This window comes from Micromonospora sp. NPDC005298, assembly GCF_040607375.1.
Lineage (GTDB): Bacteria > Actinomycetota > Actinomycetes > Mycobacteriales > Micromonosporaceae > Micromonospora.
Genome location: NZ_JBEXGP010000014.1, coordinates 129,544 through 145,648, shown reverse-complemented (window position 1 = coordinate 145,648; position 16,105 = coordinate 129,544). Strand labels below are relative to the sequence as shown.

The window sequence follows — 16,105 nt, the reverse complement described above, 5'->3', positions numbered from 1 at the left end:
CCGGAAGCTAAGCCCTCCAGCGCCGATGGTACTGCACTCGTGAGGGTGTGGGAGAGTAGGACGCCGCCGGACAATCTTTCCAGAAAGGGTCACCCGTCAGGGTGACCCTTTCTGCGTTTCCCGGGGAGATGATGGTCGGATGACGGCTGGGCGACCGGTGCCGACGCAGGACGACGTGCTCGGATACTTCGACACGCTGTCGAACTGGGGTCGGTGGGGCGACGACGACGAAGGCGGCACCCTGAACCACATCACCGACGAGGTACGGCTGTCGGCGGCGCGGGCGGTACGCCACGGTAGGAGTGTGTCCTGCGCGTGGGAGGTCGCTGACGAGATGGAGCGGTCGACGACGACATGCCCGTACGCCGTCGACATGCCCGGTGCCGAGACCATGCCTGCCGCGTTCCACGCCGACCGGCGTTGGGGTTTCTCGTCCGAGCGGCTCGACATCGCGTTCCACGGCAACACCATCACCCACCTCGACTCGCCGTGCCACATCTTCTGGGACGGCACGATGTACAACGGACGGTCGCACTCACTCGTAGACGCCACCACGGGCTCGGGGTGGGCGGCCGTCACGGCGGCGGCCAACGGGATCGTCACCCGTGGTGTCCTCCTGGACGTCGCGGCGGTACGCGGTGTGCCGTGGTTGGAGCCCGGGCAGGGCGTGCACCCCGACGACCTCGAAGAGGCCGAACGTCGCCAGGGCGTACAGGTGCGGGCCGGCGACGCGGTGCTCCTGCGCACCGGCCACGGCCGCGCCCGGCACGAGGCCCGCACCGCCGGCGGCTTCACGCAGGCCGGCTGGCACGCGTCCTGCCTGCCGTGGCTCCACGAACGGGGCGTCGCGCTGATCGGCGCCGACTCCCCCCAGGACGTCCAGCCGTCGGGGTACGACGACGTGTTGATGCCCGTGCACGCCGTGAGTCTCGTCGCGATGGGCCTCTGGCTGCTCGACAACTGCGACCTGGAGGCGTGCGCCACCACCGCCGCGGAACTCGGCCAGTGGGACTTCCAGCTCGCCGTCGCGCCGGTCCGCTTCGCCGGCACCTCCGGCAGCCCCGTCAACCCGATCGCGACCTTCTGACCTCAGGACGGCTTGGGACCGCAGACGTAGCGGGGCTCGGCGTCGTAGCGCCAGCTGAACTTCTCCCGCTTGACCACCACCCCGCCCTTCTTGATGACCCGGAAGGCGTCCTGGCTGAAACCGTTGATGCCGTTGCTCGGGATGCACGTCGGGCCGGGTTCGAGGTGGATCACCTTCGGCGTGGTGATGTTGCGGCGTGGGCCGTACTCCGTCTTCACGCTGTCGTAGATCTTCGTGCTCCAGATCGACACGGTCACCGAGCTCGACGTGAACGACGTATCGATGAGCAGGCCGTACTCGGTGTTGTTGCGGAACTTGAAGTCCAGGTCCGGCCAGAAGATGGTCGACTCGATGACCGCCGGGTACCTGTCGAACCAGTACGAGTGCGGCTTGTGCTCGACGTCCTCCAGGCCGGCGTAGTAGGTGGCGTTGAACAGCGTCGTGGTGAACTGCGAGGTGCCACCGCCGACGCCGGGCACCAACTTGCCGTCCAGGATCACCGGGGCGTCCCGGTAGCCCTGCGCGTAGCCCCGTTCGCCGGTGTGGCCGTTCAGCGAGAACGTCTTGCCCGGCAGGACGACGGTGCCGTCCACCTCCTTGGCGATGGTGGCGATGTTCTGGCTGCGCGACGACGCCATGCCGCCGGTGAACCGGGTGGTGAAGGTGGACACCCGCTCCTTGATGCCCAGGCCGGCCAGCTTCTCGGCGGTCAGTGCCGGTGGTGTCGGCTTCAGCTCGCCGGTGACCTCGCGTCCCTCCGACCTCGGCAGCAGCGCCAACAGGTCGCGGCCCAGAGCGGCCGTGTCGAGCTGCTGGCCGGGCCGGCCCTCGACGACCTTCGGCTGGCCGCCGGAAATGGTCATCGTGGCGTCCTTCGGCGGTACCTCGATGGCGTTCAGGTCGTCGCCGAGCGCGGTGCGCAGCCGCTTGACGTCCACGGTCGGGGTCAGCTTGCCGGTCCTGTCGGCGGTGAACCGCAGACTCTTCGCGATGGCGGCGGGCGGCACCTGCACCGAGCCCTTGCCGGTTCGCAGCGTGACAGGCGCCGCCACCGCCGGCTTCGCCAACTCGGTGACCAGCTTGTCCAGCTCCTCCGCCGTGGTCGCCGGGTGGCTCTCCACCAGCGGCACGGTGATCGGGTCACCGGCCAGCCAGCCGGCGCGGACCAGGTCGGCCGAGCGCTGCGGGTCGAGTGCCAGCCCCGGCTTGGGCCGCACGACCTTCGGGGTGGTGCCCTTGAAGGTGATCGCCGGCATGGTCATCCCGCGGGCCTCGTCGCCGAGTGCCCTGCCCAGCGCGGCGTCCAGCCGGTCCACGTCGACGGTGACCACCGGGTCGACCGTGCGGGAGCCGACCAGCCGACTGACCGGGTGCGCGTCGGCCTCGGCAGCAGCCGCGACGGTGGCGGGTACGTCGATGGCCAGCCCCACGTCCGTCGGCTTGATCTCGGCGGTGCGCTGCCCGACGGTGACCCGCAGCGGCGCGGCGAGGGCCGCCGCGCGCCGGTCCAGCTCCGCGCGCAGCGCCCGGTCCGCGTCCGTGCGGCTCCGGCCGCCCAGCTCGGCGCCGAGAACTGTGGTGCCCCGGGGGACGTCTCCCGCGTACGCCCAGGCACCGGCGCCGGCCACGGCGGCGAACACGCCACCGGTCACGCCGGCCGCGAGGAGGATCCGCATCCGGCGGCCACGGCGGGGCGTGTCCTCCGGCTCACCGACCGCTGGCGCGGGCACGGTCGCCGGGCCGTCGTCGGGCCAGGTGACCGCGGTGACCTGCACGGTGGGCCGGTCGTCGGCGGGTGGACTTTTTTCGCCGTACAGCGTCACTACAACCTCGATCGCCAGGATGCCGCGGGAGGTCCACCCTCCCGGAGGACACCTACGGTAACGAATGCCCGGCCGTGGTCACGGGCTGCGCCCACCTGCGCGGGTGCGGCGTGTCGTCCGGCGTGTCGCGCCGGGTCGGGGGCGGTGCCCGCGACGTGCCGTCGACCTGGCACGGTGACGGGGTGGGTACTGCGGAGCGGATGCTGGCGTACGGCGGTGGTCGGTTGGACCGGGCGGGTGCGCTGCGCACCGACGCGACCCGGCTGGACGCGCTGCTCGGTGAGCCGACAACTGTCGTCCTGCCGCTGTGGCGGGACCGCTGTCTCGTCGACGGGGACGGCCCGGTCCGGTTGAGCGCGGAGCGGGCGTCGCTCGCCCGGTCCGCCGCCGGTGAGACCGTCTTCCTCGGCCTCGACGGGGACACGGCCGTGTTCGCCGTGGACCTGTCCGGGCTCGACGAGCGGTCCGCCGTCGAGATGGCCGGCGCGGTGCGGTCCACCGACGTACGGGCGCTTGTCGGTCGGCTCGACGCGGACGGCGCCGCCGTGCAGGCGTACGCGCGGGGGTTGCTGCACTGGCACCGGCAGCAGCGGTACTGCGGCACCTGCGGTGCGGCGGCCGCCGTCGGCGGCGGCGGACACGTCCGGACGTGCACCGGCGCGGAGTGCGGCCGGCTGCTCTTCCCCCGCATCGAGCCGGCGGTCATCGTGCTGGTCGAGGCGCCCGGCCCGCCGGGGCGCTGCCTGCTGGCCCGGCACGCCGGCGCGGCCCCGGACGCGTACTCGACGCTTGCCGGCTTCGTCGAGGTCGGCGAGAGCCTGGAGGACGCGGTCCGCCGTGAGATGGCCGAGGAGGCCGGGATCACCGTCACCGACGTGACCTACCAGGGCTCGCAGGCGTGGCCGTTTCCCGCCGGACTGATGGTGGGCTTCCGGGCCACCGCCACGTCCGAGGAGGTACGTGTCGACGGCGAGGAGCTGCTGGAGGCGCGCTGGTTCACCCGGGCGGACCTGCGGGAGCGGGTGGCCTCCGGTCGCACCCTCGGCCGGGTCGACGCGATCGACCACCGCCTGCTGCACGACTGGCTCGCCGACGGCTGACCCCGTCATGCCGATCGTGCTCGGCGGGCGGGCAGCGCCATCAGCACGGTCGTCACGAGAGCCGTGCCGAGGGCGAGCAGGAGGAGATCGGAGACGGTACGGGGTCGCGTGATCGCGGCGACGGTGACGAGGCCGGCCGTGCCCACCCACAGCGGTGCCGCCGGCCACCGTACGCCCGCCGCGAGACGGTCGTTGAGGAGCACGAACGTCACCGCGTAGAGCCCGCCGACAGCGGCGAAGACCGGCGCGTACCGGCCCAGGTGGGTGTAGTCCGGTCCGCCGGCGAGGCGGAAGGCCAGCCCGCCGGCGAGCGTCGACGCGAGCACCAGCACCAGGCCGCAGCCACCGGTCACGGCGAGCGCCACGGTACGGCTGCGGCGGTCACCGCGTGCCAGACGTGGCAGGGCGAGAACGGCGGCGACCTGCGGCGCCCACAACGCGCCCTTGCTCAGGACCGTGCCCACCGCGTACGCCCCGGACCCCGACGGGGGAAGCAGTTGCCGGGCCAGGAGCAGGTCGGCGTAGGAGACGACGAGCATCGCCAGGGTCGCGCCACAGCCGGCGGTCACCTGGGCGACGGTCAGTCGTGGCGTGCCGGTCGGCCGGTCGGCTGTGCGGGCGATCCGGGCCAGCACGACCGGGGTGAGCGCGGCGGTCAGCGCGCCGGCCGTGAGCGCGCCGGTCAGTCCCGCGCCGAGCAGCAGCCCGGCGATCACCCCGCCGTACCGGCCGGCGGCGAGCAGGGCCATCGCGGCGGCCAGTCGCAGGAACCGTTGGCTGCCCTGCAACTCGCCGAGCGAGCGGGAGGACAGCACGACGGCGGCGGTGGTGACCGCCAGCAGCGCGGGTACCTCGACGGGCAGGTCCAGTGCGGTGACCAGCAGCGGCGTCGCCAGGATCAGCGCCGCGGCGCTCACGGCGGCGGTCACCGCGGTCAGTCGTCGGGTGTCGGACGACCCGTGCCGGGCGTGGTGCACGGCGACGGCCAGTTGCAGGCCGAGGCCCGGTACGGCGGCGATGGCCACCAGACCCAGGGCGGTGGCGAGCGCGCTGAGGCCGGCCGGGTCGAGCCGGCGGGCGGCGAGTACCGGCACCAGGTAGGCCAGGCCGTTGACGAGAACGCCGGCCAGGGTGACGGCGGCTCCCGCCGCGCCCAGGCCGGTGCCGCGTGCGCCCGTCGGCGCCGTACCGGTCGTCGGCTCGGGACGGCTCACGTGATCTCGCTGAGGGTCGGCTCCGGCTGCTCGTCAGGGGTCGTGCGCTGCGCGGGTACGGCTGGCACGGCGGGCGCGGGGGTCGGCCTGGTCCGGCGTACGGGTCGTCGGCGGGCGGCGGTGGAGATCCAGAGGGCGCCCAGTGCGACGACCATCGCGAGCTGCGAGGCGGCGTCGGTGTGCCGGTGCGCCGATTCGAGGTAGAGCCATCCGGCGAGCACGACGAGCGCACCGGGGAGCCAGGTCTCGACGGCCCGGCTGATCGTCCGGGCCCGCCGTGGGTCGGTCGTCCAGGGCAGGCGGCGTGGACCGGGTACGGCCAGCATGAACCCGGCCGCGACGAGCAGGCCGCCGATCAGTCCACTCGACAGCACCAGCGCGCCGGCGCCCACGGCCAGCAGCGGCAGGGACCGGGTGAGTCGGCGCCGGCCGCGCGGTGCGGCGGTGCTCCCGGTCGGCGTGCGCTGCGGCAGCACCGCGAGGAGGACCACCGCCGCCAGGAGGATCCCGCCGAGCAGCAGGCCCGCCCGGTACGTGGTGTCCGGGGCGAAGCGCAGCACCACCTCGCCCGACGCGCCGGCGGGCAGGATCCAGCCCTGCTGCCAGCCGTCCACCACGAGCGGCTTGAGCGTCCGCCCGCCGATGGTGGCCTGCCAGCCGGTGTTGGTGTTCTCCCGGACGGCGAGCACCCGCTCGACGGAGCGCTCGTCCACGCGTACCCGTCGTTCGGTGGCACCCCACGACTCGACCTCGATGGTGCTCGCGGCCGCCGCCGGGGCGGGTGTGGCCGTCTGCGGCACGAGGGCGACCAGGGTGGGTGCGGCGAGCGTGCCGGCGGTGGCGACGACGCGGTGCTCGCCGCGGTCCAGGTCCAGGCGTCGCGGTGTCTCCCTGCCGCACGGGGTGACCGGCATGTCGCGCAGTTCGAGCAGGTCGCGCAGGGTGCCGCTGAGCGTGGTGGTGACCCGGGCCGCGCCCACGGTGAGCGTCGGCCCCGATCCGCAGGCCAGCTTCAGGGGCGTGTCGAGGCGTGGCGCGACGGTGGACGCCCCGGGCAGCACGGTCACCTCACCGACTGCGACGGGCAGCGGTTCCGGCAGCCGCAGCTTGTACGGGTCGGTGCTGGTGGCTGACGGTTTGTCGAGGAACTGGATGGTGATCTCGTCGGTGCGCATCGGCGGGTCCAGGCGGAGCAGGCCGTCGTCGCCGAGCAGGCTGCTGCGGAAACCGTCGTCGCCGACCACCCGGACGCTGCCGACGCGGGTGGCGGCCACCTCGTCGTCGACGGAGAGGCGGAGCCCGCTGATGGTCTGCGGCTTGAGCCACTTGAGGCGCAGGATCGGGGCCTCGTCGCTGGCGGCCGGCGACCAGCTGGTCGCCGGGTTCCCGTCGAGCACCACCCCGGCCCGGCCGGTCGGGTCGGGCACCGCCGTCGAGGAGGCGCTGATCTGCGGCGCGAGGCGCAGCGGCTGAGCGTCGGCCACCAGCTTGTCGAGGGTCGCGTCCAGGTCCGGGCCGGGCGTCGGGCGCGCCCACAGCCTGGCGTCGTACGCGCCGGCGGTCGGCAGGGTCACCGTCCGGTCGACCGTTGACGCGTCCTCGGAGCCCCGGATGGCGTCGGTGGAGCAGCGGGGGCGTGCGTCGACCGAGAAACAGGCAGGTGTGCTGGGGGCGGCCGACATCACCACGGTCGCCGGTCGGGTGGTGGCCGGCGCGGCGGGAAGCACGAGGGTCCGACTCGTCGTGATCCCTGGAATCTTGATCTCGGCGATGCCGACCGACCCGTTGCCGAACGGGCGGAGGTCGTACGCGCCGTCGACCGAGACCTGGACGTCGCGGGTGGCGTGCACGCCTGGCAGTTCGAAGACCATGTGATCGGTGAACTGCTTGATCGTGCGGCTCTCGTACCCGGCGGTGACGGTCACCGTGGTGGGCAGCGCGTCGGCCTTCAGGTCGAACCACACCTCCACCCTCGTGATCCGGGTCGCGTTCGCGAGGGCCACCTCGATCCACTGCCTGTCGCTCGGCGCGTACGGGGCGGACTGCCAGGAGGTCGCCCGGTCGCCGTCCATCGCCGCGTACGGCTGGTGCTCGGGACGGGTGCCGCCGGGCGAGTCGACCTGCGAGCGTGCCGTCGACGCGCGGATCCCGCTGATGCCCTCGAAACGGGCGACGGTGGACCGCTCCGCGCCCCACTCGGGCAGGTAGTCGTGCGCCGGCGCGGACACGTCGAAGGTGTCGTCGGCGGTGAGAGTCTGGGACGAGTTGTCGCGCAGCCGGCCGAACGACACGTCCCGCCTGCGGAGCCCGTCGGTCATGGCGACCGGACCGGCGGCGTCGACGGACGGCGCGTCGCCGGCCAGCACCGTGGGCGCCGCGCTCAACTGACCCGCCGCGGCGAGGTCGAGGAGCGACTCCGGGCCGCCAACGACAGTGGTCACCTGGTCCCGGTCGTAGGCGACCACCGGCGCGACGGACCGGTCGACCCGGTAGACCTCCAGCGCGCGTACGGGCACGTCGAGGCCCTGGTCGCGGAACTCGTCGGGGGCCGACGGTCCGCCGCGTACCGGGCCGAACGAGGTCACGCGGGTCAGCCCCGGTGAGCGGTCCAGGGCCTGCCGGACCACCGCCGGGCGGGCCGTGTCGGAGCGGCCGTGGTCGAGGTCGGCGCGGAACAGGACGTGGCTGATCCCGGACCGGGCGAGCAGGTCGGCCAGGCCGGTCGAGCCGGCGCCGGTGGCCAGCGTCGTCTCGATGGCGTCCAGCAGGCGGATCGTGGTGGGTGGGGTGAACGGGATGGCGTTGCGGACGGCCCACCGGCTGTCCAGCAGCGGTTGGGTGATCTCGTCGGTGGTGCTGCCCCAGTCGTACGACGGGAAGCGCGCGCCGGGAACGACGAGGACCCGTCCCCGGCCCGTGTTCGCGTCGAGCCAGTCGGTGGCCTCGTGCCAGTAGCCGGGGACGTCCTTCACGCTGCCCGGTGTGGCGAGGCCACCGGCGAGCGCGGGCGAGGCGACCGCCCCCACGGCGACCAGGGCAACGCCTGCGGTGAGCCAGGCGCGCGCGACGGTGCGTGGCCGCCGCCGTTCGGGCGCCGTACGGGCCGCGCGGACGGCCAGGCCGATCAGATGCGCCATGCCGAGCGCCAGTGGCAGGCGCAGCAGGACGTCGAACTTGTGCACGTTCCGCAGCGGTGCGCCGATGCCGTCGAGGAACTGCTGCTGCGGCCCGGCGAGGATGTTCGGCAGGTCGCCGACGTGGCCGAGGCCGACGAGCGCCGCGCCGAGCACCAGACCGGTGACGAGGAACCGGCGGTGCGGCATGCCGCGGCGGGACAGCCCGAGGATGCCGAGCGCGGCGACCGTCAGGGTGGCGACGACCAGCAGCGGCTCGTTCCCGAGCCGGGAACCGGACGGGATCGTCGGTCCGAACGGGGAGCCCAGGTAGGCGACCCAGTAGGACGCGCCGCGCAGCGTGGTCACCGCGTCGGTGACGCTCGTGGTGTTCCGGGCGGTCTCGATGTAGTCCAGGAAGGGCGGGCTGTACCGCCCGAGGACCAGCAGCGGCACCAGCCACCACGCCGTGGCCAGGGCGACCGCGCCGCACCAGGCGGCCAGCGCGGTGACGCGACGGCGTACGGGCGTGAGGGTGGCGAGCCAGAGCAGGGCGAGTGGCACCACCGCGAACACGGCTGTGGCGTTGACCCCGCCGGCGCAGGCCACGGCGACGGCCGACCCGGCGACCGCACGCCGCAGCGGGGTGGTGCCCCGGGCGAGACCCACGAGCGGGATGAGCACCCACGGTGCGATGGCGCTCGGCCAGGCCTCCACCGACGACCAGCCGAGCTGCGTGAGGATCCGGGGCGACAGCGCGAAGGCGACACCCGCGATCATGCGTCCGGCCGGCGTGCCGATGCCGAGCCGGCCGGCGAGCCGCACCGCACCGAGGTACGCGACGCAGAAGAGCAGTGCCCACCACAGCCGCTGGACCACCCACGGCGCGAGACCGACCTCCGACCCGAGCAGGAAGAACGGACCCATCGGCCAGAGATATCCGTACGCCTGATTCTGGAGCTGGCCGAACGTGCCGGTCGGGTCCCACAGGTGCAGCGAGCGCAGCAGCCAGCCGGCCGGGTTGACGTTCAGGTCGACCTTGGTGTCCGGGACGATCAGCCCCGGGGCCTGCTGGAAGGCGAGGGCGGTGAGCGCGATGCAGATGGCCAGGTGCCGGAACCGCCGCGCGGTACGGCGGGTACGACTGGACGCCGGGGCGACGGCACCGGTCTCCTCTGCACGCATTTCGGCTCCTGTCTCCGCCGGCCGGACACGCACACGCAGCCGACGTGTGTCGCGCGACGTTATCCGGACCGGGCACGGACGGGCGACCTGGGGCGCTGCGGTGGCGTTATCGGGAGAACGGCCGTCCCCATGGCGTGTAAGCGTGTGGCAGGCTGCCGACCATGTCAATGCCAGAAGCTGAGGCCGGGACGCGTCCGGGGGGCGTCGCCGGCGATGGCGACGGGCCGGGGCCGCTCGGCCGATGGCTCCGGGCCGACCGGGTTCGCGCGGTCGCGGTCGCCCTGATCATCGTGTCCGTCGCCTGGCGTGCCGGCCTCGCCGCCCGTGGTTGGTTCTCCCAGGACGAGTTCGTCATCGCCGCGCAGGTCCTCGACACCAGGCTGGACGCGGACTACCTGCTGGGCACCTTCAACAACCACCTGATGCCCGGCGGTCTGCTGGTGGCGTGGGGGATGGTGCGGCTGGCCGGGTTCGCCAGTTGGCCGTGGGTGCTGCTGCTGGCGGTCGGTCAGGCCGCGGTCGGCTTCGCCCTGTACCGGCTGCTGCGTGACCTGCTCCGGCCGGGCTGGGGGCTGTTGATCCCGCTGTGCCTGTTCGTGTTCAGCCCACTGACGCTCGAGGTGTCGTCGTTGTGGCTGGTCGGGCTGCTCGTGCTGCCGACGCAGTTGGCGCTGGTCCTGGCGGTGTCGGCCCAGGTGCGGTACGTGCGGACGGGCCGCCTGTGGCACCTCGTCGCGGTCGGCTTCTGGGTGGTGTTCGGGCTGCTCTTCGACACCAAGGCACTGCTGATCGTGCCGCTGCTGTTCCTGCTGACCGCGTTCCTGTTCACCTCGGGGCGCGCCTGGCGCAGCCTGGTGACGACCGTGCGTCGGTACTGGCCGGCGTGGCTGGTGCTCGGGGTGCTCTCCGGGGCGTACCTGGCGTTCTATCTGAACCGTCCCGCTCGCGAGCTGGACGAACCCACGTCCGTCGGTCAGGTCCTGACGTTCCTCGGTGACCTGGTCGGCGACACCGTCGTACCGGGTCTGCTCGGCGGACCGTGGCGGTGGACGTACGCCGGTGACGGGCCGCCGCTCGTGGAGCCGTACGAGATCGCCAAGTGGTTGTCGTGGGCGGTGCTGGTGACGCTCGTCGTGGTCACCGTGCGGCGACGCCCGTCGGCGGGGCGGGCCTGGCTGCTGCTCCTGTGCTACCTCGGGCTGGTCGCGGCGCTCTTCGCGGTGACCCGGCTCGGTGGGCCGCTCGGACCGCTGGTGGGCGTGATCCCCCGGTACGTCGCCGACGTGGTGCTGGTCGCCGCGATCTGTGTGGGCGCGGCCCTGCTGGGGACGAAGGACGTCAACGAGGACGACGTCTCGGCGTGGCCGGTCCCGACGGTCCTGCGGGAGCCGGGCGCCTTCGCGGTCGGCCTGGTCTCGATCATCGTCCTGCTGGCCAGCATCGGCGTGGGCACGCTGTGGAGCACTGCCCGTTTCGGGGACAACTGGAGCACCAAGCACGGGCGGGACTACCTCGCCACGGCGCAGGCCGAGCTGGCCGCCGCCCCGCCGGGCACCGTCTTTCTGGACACCGCCGTCCCGGAGCGGGTGGTCGCCGGGTACTTCTGGCCGGACAATCTCCAGTCGCACTTCTTCCGGCCGGCGGAGCGCAGGCCCACGTTCGTCGAGGTGGCCGAGCGGCCGTCGACGTTCGACGAGTCCGGCCGGATCCGCCCGGTGGTCGTCGAGGGGCGCAACATCGTGCCCGGCCGGGTGCCGGACTGCGGGCACCTGGCCGAGGGCGGCCGGACCACCCGGATCCCGATGGAGGCGTACCTGGACGAGTGGCCGTACGTGGTGCACTTCGGTTACCTCAGCTCGGCCGACTCGACGGCGCTGTTCCAGCTCGGCGACGCCACCCGGGAGCTCACCCTGCGGCGCGGCCTGAACGAGGTGTTCTTCCTGATGCAGGGTTCCGGCGACGCCGTCCGGATCACCGTGGCGAACCCGGGGGTCGGGCTGTGCACCAAACTGATCACCGTTGGCCGGGCGGTGCCGGCGCCGTGAATGGGTGACCGACCCGCCGACGTCGACGCCCCGCGGCGGTGGACGCGGGACACGCTGCCGCTGTACGCCGCGGCGGTGACCGTCACGGTGCTGGTGCTCGCTCCGCTGGCGGCGCCGGGGTACGCGCTGCTGTACGACATGGTGTTCGTACCCCGCCAGCCGTTGACCTGGGATCTGATCGCCCCGGCGCAGAGCCTGCCCCGCGCGGTGCCGATGGACGCGCTCGTCTCCCTGGTCACCCAGGTCGTGCCGGGCTGGGTGGTGCAGCGTTCGGTGCTCGTCGGCGCGGTCCTGCTGGCCGCCGTCGGGGCCGGCCGGCTGGTGCCGACCGACCGGAGCGCGGTGCGACTGTTCGCCGCAGTGGCGTACGCGTGGACGCCGTACCTCGCCGAGCGTCTGCTGATCGGGCAGTGGGGGCTGCTGCTCGCGTACGCCGCGTTGCCCTGGTTGGTGCGGGCGGCGCTGGACCTGCGGGCGGGCCGTGACGGAGCGCTGGCCCGGGTGGTGCTCGCCGCCGCTCCCGCCGCGATCACGCCGACCGGCGGGCTGATCGCGCTGGGTGTGGTGGTCCTGCTGGTGCCGCAGCGCCGCACCCCGGGCCGCCCGCTGACCGGACCGGTTCTCCTGAGCGCCAAGCGGGCGCGCGGGATGAGGTACGCGGTGGCCGGTCTGACGCTGCTCAACGCCCCCTGGGTGGTGGCGGCCCTGGTCACCGGCGCCGGTGGGTCGTCCGACCCGGCGGGGGTTTCGGCGTTCGCGGCCCGCGCCGAGAACTGGGCCGGCCCGTTGGTGGCGCTCGCCGGCACCGGTGGCATCTGGAACGCGCAGGCCACCCCCGGCAGTCGCGCCGCGCCGTTGGTGCCCCTGGCGACCCTGGTGCTGCTGGTCCTCGCCGGTGTCGGCGTCGGCCTGCTGCGGCGCCGGCTGCCCGCCGGTACGACGCTGCGGCTGGCCGTGCTGGCCGGGAGCGGCTACCTGCTCGCCGCACTCGGGGTGCTTCCCGGTGGGGACGCGCTGCTGCGCTGGGCCGTGGTGCACCTGCCCGGTGCGGGGTTGCTCCGCGACGGGCAGAAGTTCCTGGCCCCGTACGCCCTGCTGCTTGTGGTGTGCGCGGCGCTGGGCGCCGAGCGGCTGGTGAGCCGGATCGACCGGGAGGTGGCGGGGGTGGTGCTGGCCGGGCTGCTGCTCCTGCCGGTGGCCGTCATGCCTGACCTCGCGTTAGGCGGCGCCGGCCGCGTCCGTCCGGTGAGCTACCCGGCGGACTGGCGGACGGTCGCCGGGATCATCGAGGAGGAACCGGGTGAGGTCCTCTCGCTGCCGCTCAACGCCTACCGGGCGTACCCGTGGAATCCCGGACGGGTCGTCCTGGACCCGGCGCCCCGCTACCTGCCGGGCACGGTCCTGATCGACGACACGCTCCGGGTCGGTGACGTCGCCGTGGCCGGCGAGAATCCGCGGGTCCGCGAGGTGCGCCGTGCGCTGGCCGGGGACCAACCCGTCTGGACCACGGGGGTGCGTTGGGTCCTCGTGCAGCACCAGGTCTCCGGCTACCTGCCCCCCGGGAGTATCGACGGCATGGAACTCATCCACCAGGGGCCGGTCCTGAGCCTGTACCGCAATCCGACGATCGTGCCCGGACCCGAGGCGTCGGGACCGGCCCGGCTGGCCGTCGTGGTGGCGCTCGTCGTCGCCCTCCTGGTGGTCATCGCTGCCAGCTTTTCGGCGCTACACCGGCGAGCTACCGCGTGGTAACGTCCGCTCGCACGTCTCGCCATTGGAGGATTGGCATGCGTAGAGCTTTGACCCTGGTCGTGTCCGGCCTGGTGGCGGCGTTGCTGGGGATCCTTGCCCTCGGTGGGCTCTCGGCCGCCGCGACCGCCACCGACGAGGAGGCCGCCACCGAGGCCAAGAACGTCTCGGAAGCGGCCAAGCGCAACGGAAAGCAGGACCCGTACGCCCCTGAGGTCTACGGCAACAGGTAGGACGGTTCGCCCCGCCGCTGCACCGGGCGGGGCGACTCCCCACCCTCCAGCAAGGCCGCGAACCGTCCACCCGCGGCCTGCCAGGTGAAACTCGCCGCGTGCTCGCGGGCCTGGGCGCCCATCTCCAGCCGCGTCTCGTCGTCGTGCAGCAGCGTGCGCACCTTCATCAGGTAGTCGTCGATGTCGTCGGCCAGCAGGCCGGTTCGCCCGTCGACGACGGCCTCGGCCACGCCTCCGGCCTCCCGGAACGCCACCGTGGGCGTACCCGCCGCTCCCGCCTCCACGATCGTGAGGCCCCAGCCCTCCTTCAGCGACGGCGTCAGGGCCACCCAGGCCGAGGCGAGCAGCGCGGCCTTCTCCTCCTCGGTCACGAAGCCCCGGAAGTCCACCCGCTCGGTGATGTCCAGCTCCGCGGCCATCTCCCGCAGGTGCGGCTCCCACCAGCCCTGGCCGGCGACCACCAGCCGCAACTGGGGCAGCTCGTCGGCGAGCGCGGCGACGGCCCGCAACGCCACCTCGACCCGCTTGTGCGGCACCAGCCGGTTCAACGTCACGAGCAGCGGGAACGGCGCCCGCTCGGCGTCCGTGCGGGGCAACTCCGGGGTGCCGTTGTGCACGACTGTCACCTGCTCGGGCGGTACGCCGAGGGTGGCCAGCTCGCGGCGGGTGGCCTCGGAGACCGTGACGTAACGGCACCGCTGGTAGACGCGTACGGCGAGGGACGACTCGATCCACCAGCCGAACCGGGCGGCCCACTGGGGAAGGACCACCGGCCACTGCTCGCGGTGCACGTGGTGGATCAGCTTGACCACCGGCCGCCGTGCCCACAGCGGGGAGAGGAACGGCAGCCCGTTGCACACGTCGACCAGGATGTCGGGCCGGCCGCCCCGCCGCGCCGCGAGCGGACCGACACCGAACGCGCCGGCCAGGTAGCAGAGCGCAGCCCAGGCGTAGACGGTGTGCCGGCCTCCGCGCCGGACCAGCCGGACGCCGGCCTCGTTGACCTCGTCGGCGGGCGCTTCGCTGTGCGCGGCGCAGAAGAGGGTGGCGCGGAAACCACGCGCCACCAGCTCGGCGGCGATCCGTTCCACGTACACCTCGGAACCGCCGCCCTCGGGGTTACGGGTGTCCCGCCAGTTGAGGAACAGCACGTTTCCGGGCATGCCGAAGCGACGCTCCACGCGAACCCTACTCTCAAGTAATTTAGGGACGCGCGTCACACTAGGGGTTGGGCTGCCGCCCGGCAATGCCTGGGTGGCCCAGCGCTTGTCGACCCCGCTACGCGCCGGCCGTCGGCACCGGGGTGCCCGCGACGACGGCCGGCGAGACGGGTGCCGCCTCGACCGACGGCCCGCCGGCCTGTCCCGGTCCGACCCGTGGACGCCGTCGACGCTGCGTGCCGAGCAGTTGCAGGGGCCGCTCGACGCCGTAGTAGCTGACCGCCGCGTACACCAGGCCGAAGGCCATGGTCAGGGCGAAGGTGTTGAGCAGCCCGCCGGTGAACAGCGGCCGGTCGTCGAGCAGGTAGATGAGTTCGATGACCAGCGGATGCCACAGGAACAGGCCGTACGAGACGGTGCCGAGCCACCGGGCGGAGGTGCTGCCGAAGATCTCCTTGACCCGGCTCGGCCCTCCGAAGGCCACCGGGATCAGGATCAGGGCCGCGATGGCGAGGTACAGGGCCAGCTTGACGCCGAACTCGGCGGCCGTCGGGCCTTCCAGGTCGCGGGGGCCGGCGACGGGCGTCGTCGCGATCGCCATCAGCCCGACGGCCGCGCCCCAGCAGGCGACCGGCGCGGAGGCGAGGTCGTCCAGCACGCGCAGGGCGGCGGGAGCGGTCCCGGTCCGCAGGGCGACGTGCGCCGCCGCCAGGGCCATGCCGGCGCTGAACCACGCGCCGTACGACGGGAGCCACATGGTGTGCAGGGCGCTGTTGAGCAGGCCGAACCCCATCAGGGTGAGCCACCCCGCGGTCAGCAGCGCCCCCGCGCTGACGATCACGATGGTGCGCACGGGACGCCAGGACCGACCCACGGCGGCGACCGCGACCAGCGGCAGGATCAGGTAGAACACGACCTCGGTGGCGAGGCTCCAGGTCTGGCTGAGCCCGTAGCGCAACTCGCCGGGCTGGTAGATCTGGGTGAAGGTGAGGTGGCGGATCCAGTCGCCCGCGGACGCCGGCCGGTTCTGCGGCAGGACGACGAGGCAGACCACCACCGCCAGCCAGTAGGCGGGCAGGATCCGCAGGGCGCGGCGCCACAGGTAGCGGCCGGTGCGCGGCCGGGGCCGGCCCGTCGCGGCGCTCAGCGCCCACGGCCTGAACAGCAGAAATCCGGAGAGTACGAAGAAGATGGCGACGCCGACGTCGAGGCGTGCCAACCAGCCGCCCCAGGTGGTGTTCATGGTGACGGCGGTCTGGAAACCGACGTGGTGGCCGACGACCGCCACGGCGCCGATCGCTCGCAGCGCGTCGAGGGCGGGGAGCCGGCCAGCTACCGAAGGCTCCGAAACTGTTGGCGCGGCGGCTGCGGACATCTGGACATCCAGGGGGTCGCT

At 73.3% G+C, this 16,105-nt stretch carries 10 protein-coding genes; 5 read left to right on the top strand and 5 right to left on the bottom strand.

The features are described 5' to 3' along the window. The first annotated feature begins 139 nt into the window (after positions 1-139). A complete protein-coding gene (locus ABZS77_RS20075; RefSeq protein WP_354824677.1) occupies positions 140-1,087 on the top strand; it encodes a cyclase family protein in 948 nt (315 codons plus the stop codon). A 2-nt stretch (positions 1,088-1,089) separates the two neighbouring features. Here ABZS77_RS20075 and ABZS77_RS20070 read toward each other — a convergent pair whose 3' ends face one another. Beyond that, positions 1,090-2,910: a VanW family protein gene (locus ABZS77_RS20070; protein ID WP_354824675.1), complete on the bottom strand. Its 1,821-nt coding sequence runs from the start codon at positions 2,908-2,910 to the stop codon at positions 1,090-1,092. A 200-nt stretch (positions 2,911-3,110) separates the two neighbouring features. Between ABZS77_RS20070 and nudC the strand changes: the two genes are divergently transcribed. Then, entirely contained in the window at positions 3,111-4,010 is a 900-nt protein-coding gene (gene nudC / locus ABZS77_RS20065; protein ID WP_354824704.1) for an NAD(+) diphosphatase, read from the top strand. Between the two features lie 5 nt (positions 4,011-4,015). Here the strand turns inward: nudC and ABZS77_RS20060 are convergent, their stop codons facing one another. Both ABZS77_RS20060 and ABZS77_RS20055 read right to left on the bottom strand, forming a co-directional pair. Further along, positions 4,016-5,224: a polysaccharide biosynthesis protein gene (locus ABZS77_RS20060; protein ID WP_354824672.1), complete on the bottom strand. Its 1,209-nt coding sequence runs from the start codon at positions 5,222-5,224 to the stop codon at positions 4,016-4,018. After that, complete coding sequence (locus ABZS77_RS20055; RefSeq protein ID WP_354824669.1) at positions 5,221-9,522, bottom strand: alpha-(1->3)-arabinofuranosyltransferase; 4,302 nt, start codon at positions 9,520-9,522, stop codon at positions 5,221-5,223. Before ABZS77_RS20055 ends, ABZS77_RS20060 begins: the two co-directional genes overlap by 4 nt. Before the next feature lie 161 nt (positions 9,523-9,683). On the opposite strand from ABZS77_RS20055, the gene ABZS77_RS20050 reads away from it, so the two are divergent. Genes ABZS77_RS20050 through ABZS77_RS20040 form a run of 3 tightly spaced genes read left to right on the top strand, consistent with a single transcriptional unit; the run spans position 9,684 to position 13,549 of the window. Next, positions 9,684-11,567, top strand: a complete 1,884-nt coding sequence (locus ABZS77_RS20050) for a hypothetical protein (RefSeq protein ID WP_354824667.1) — start codon at positions 9,684-9,686, stop codon at positions 11,565-11,567. Then, positions 11,568-13,319 (top strand): hypothetical protein, encoded by a 1,752-nt coding sequence (locus ABZS77_RS20045; RefSeq protein ID WP_354824664.1) that lies wholly within the window; start codon positions 11,568-11,570, stop codon positions 13,317-13,319. A gap of 35 nt (positions 13,320-13,354) precedes the next feature. Further along, on the top strand, positions 13,355-13,549 hold the full coding sequence (locus ABZS77_RS20040; RefSeq protein ID WP_139584335.1) for a hypothetical protein: 195 nt from the start codon (positions 13,355-13,357) through the stop codon (positions 13,547-13,549). Here the strand turns inward: ABZS77_RS20040 and ABZS77_RS20035 are convergent. Then, on the bottom strand, positions 13,534-14,712 hold the full coding sequence (locus tag ABZS77_RS20035) for a glycosyltransferase family 4 protein (protein WP_354824700.1): 1,179 nt from the start codon (positions 14,710-14,712) through the stop codon (positions 13,534-13,536). The two genes, ABZS77_RS20040 and ABZS77_RS20035, sit on opposite strands and share 16 nt — an antisense overlap. A 115-nt stretch (positions 14,713-14,827) precedes the next feature. Continuing rightward, positions 14,828-16,084: an acyltransferase gene (locus ABZS77_RS20030; RefSeq protein ID WP_354824661.1), complete on the bottom strand. Its 1,257-nt coding sequence runs from the start codon at positions 16,082-16,084 to the stop codon at positions 14,828-14,830. Between the last annotated feature and the right edge of the window lie 21 nt (positions 16,085-16,105).

Bases quoted from the DNA above. Each gene is read 5' to 3' on its own strand.
- ABZS77_RS20075 (WP_354824677.1), top strand. From the start codon at position 140: ATGACGGCTGGGCGACCGGTGCCGACGCAGGACGACGTGCTCGGATAC.
- nudC (WP_354824704.1), top strand. From the start codon at position 3,111: ATGCTGGCGTACGGCGGTGGTCGGTTGGACCGGGCGGGTGCGCTGCGC.
- ABZS77_RS20055 (WP_354824669.1), bottom strand. From the start codon at position 9,522: ATGCGTGCAGAGGAGACCGGTGCCGTCGCCCCGGCGTCCAGTCGTACC.
- ABZS77_RS20050 (WP_354824667.1), top strand. From the start codon at position 9,684: ATGTCAATGCCAGAAGCTGAGGCCGGGACGCGTCCGGGGGGCGTCGCC.
- ABZS77_RS20045 (WP_354824664.1), top strand. From the start codon at position 11,568: ATGGGTGACCGACCCGCCGACGTCGACGCCCCGCGGCGGTGGACGCGG.
- ABZS77_RS20040 (WP_139584335.1), top strand. From the start codon at position 13,355: ATGCGTAGAGCTTTGACCCTGGTCGTGTCCGGCCTGGTGGCGGCGTTG.
- ABZS77_RS20035 (WP_354824700.1), bottom strand. From the start codon at position 14,712: ATGCCCGGAAACGTGCTGTTCCTCAACTGGCGGGACACCCGTAACCCC.
- ABZS77_RS20030 (WP_354824661.1), bottom strand. From the start codon at position 16,084: ATGTCCGCAGCCGCCGCGCCAACAGTTTCGGAGCCTTCGGTAGCTGGC.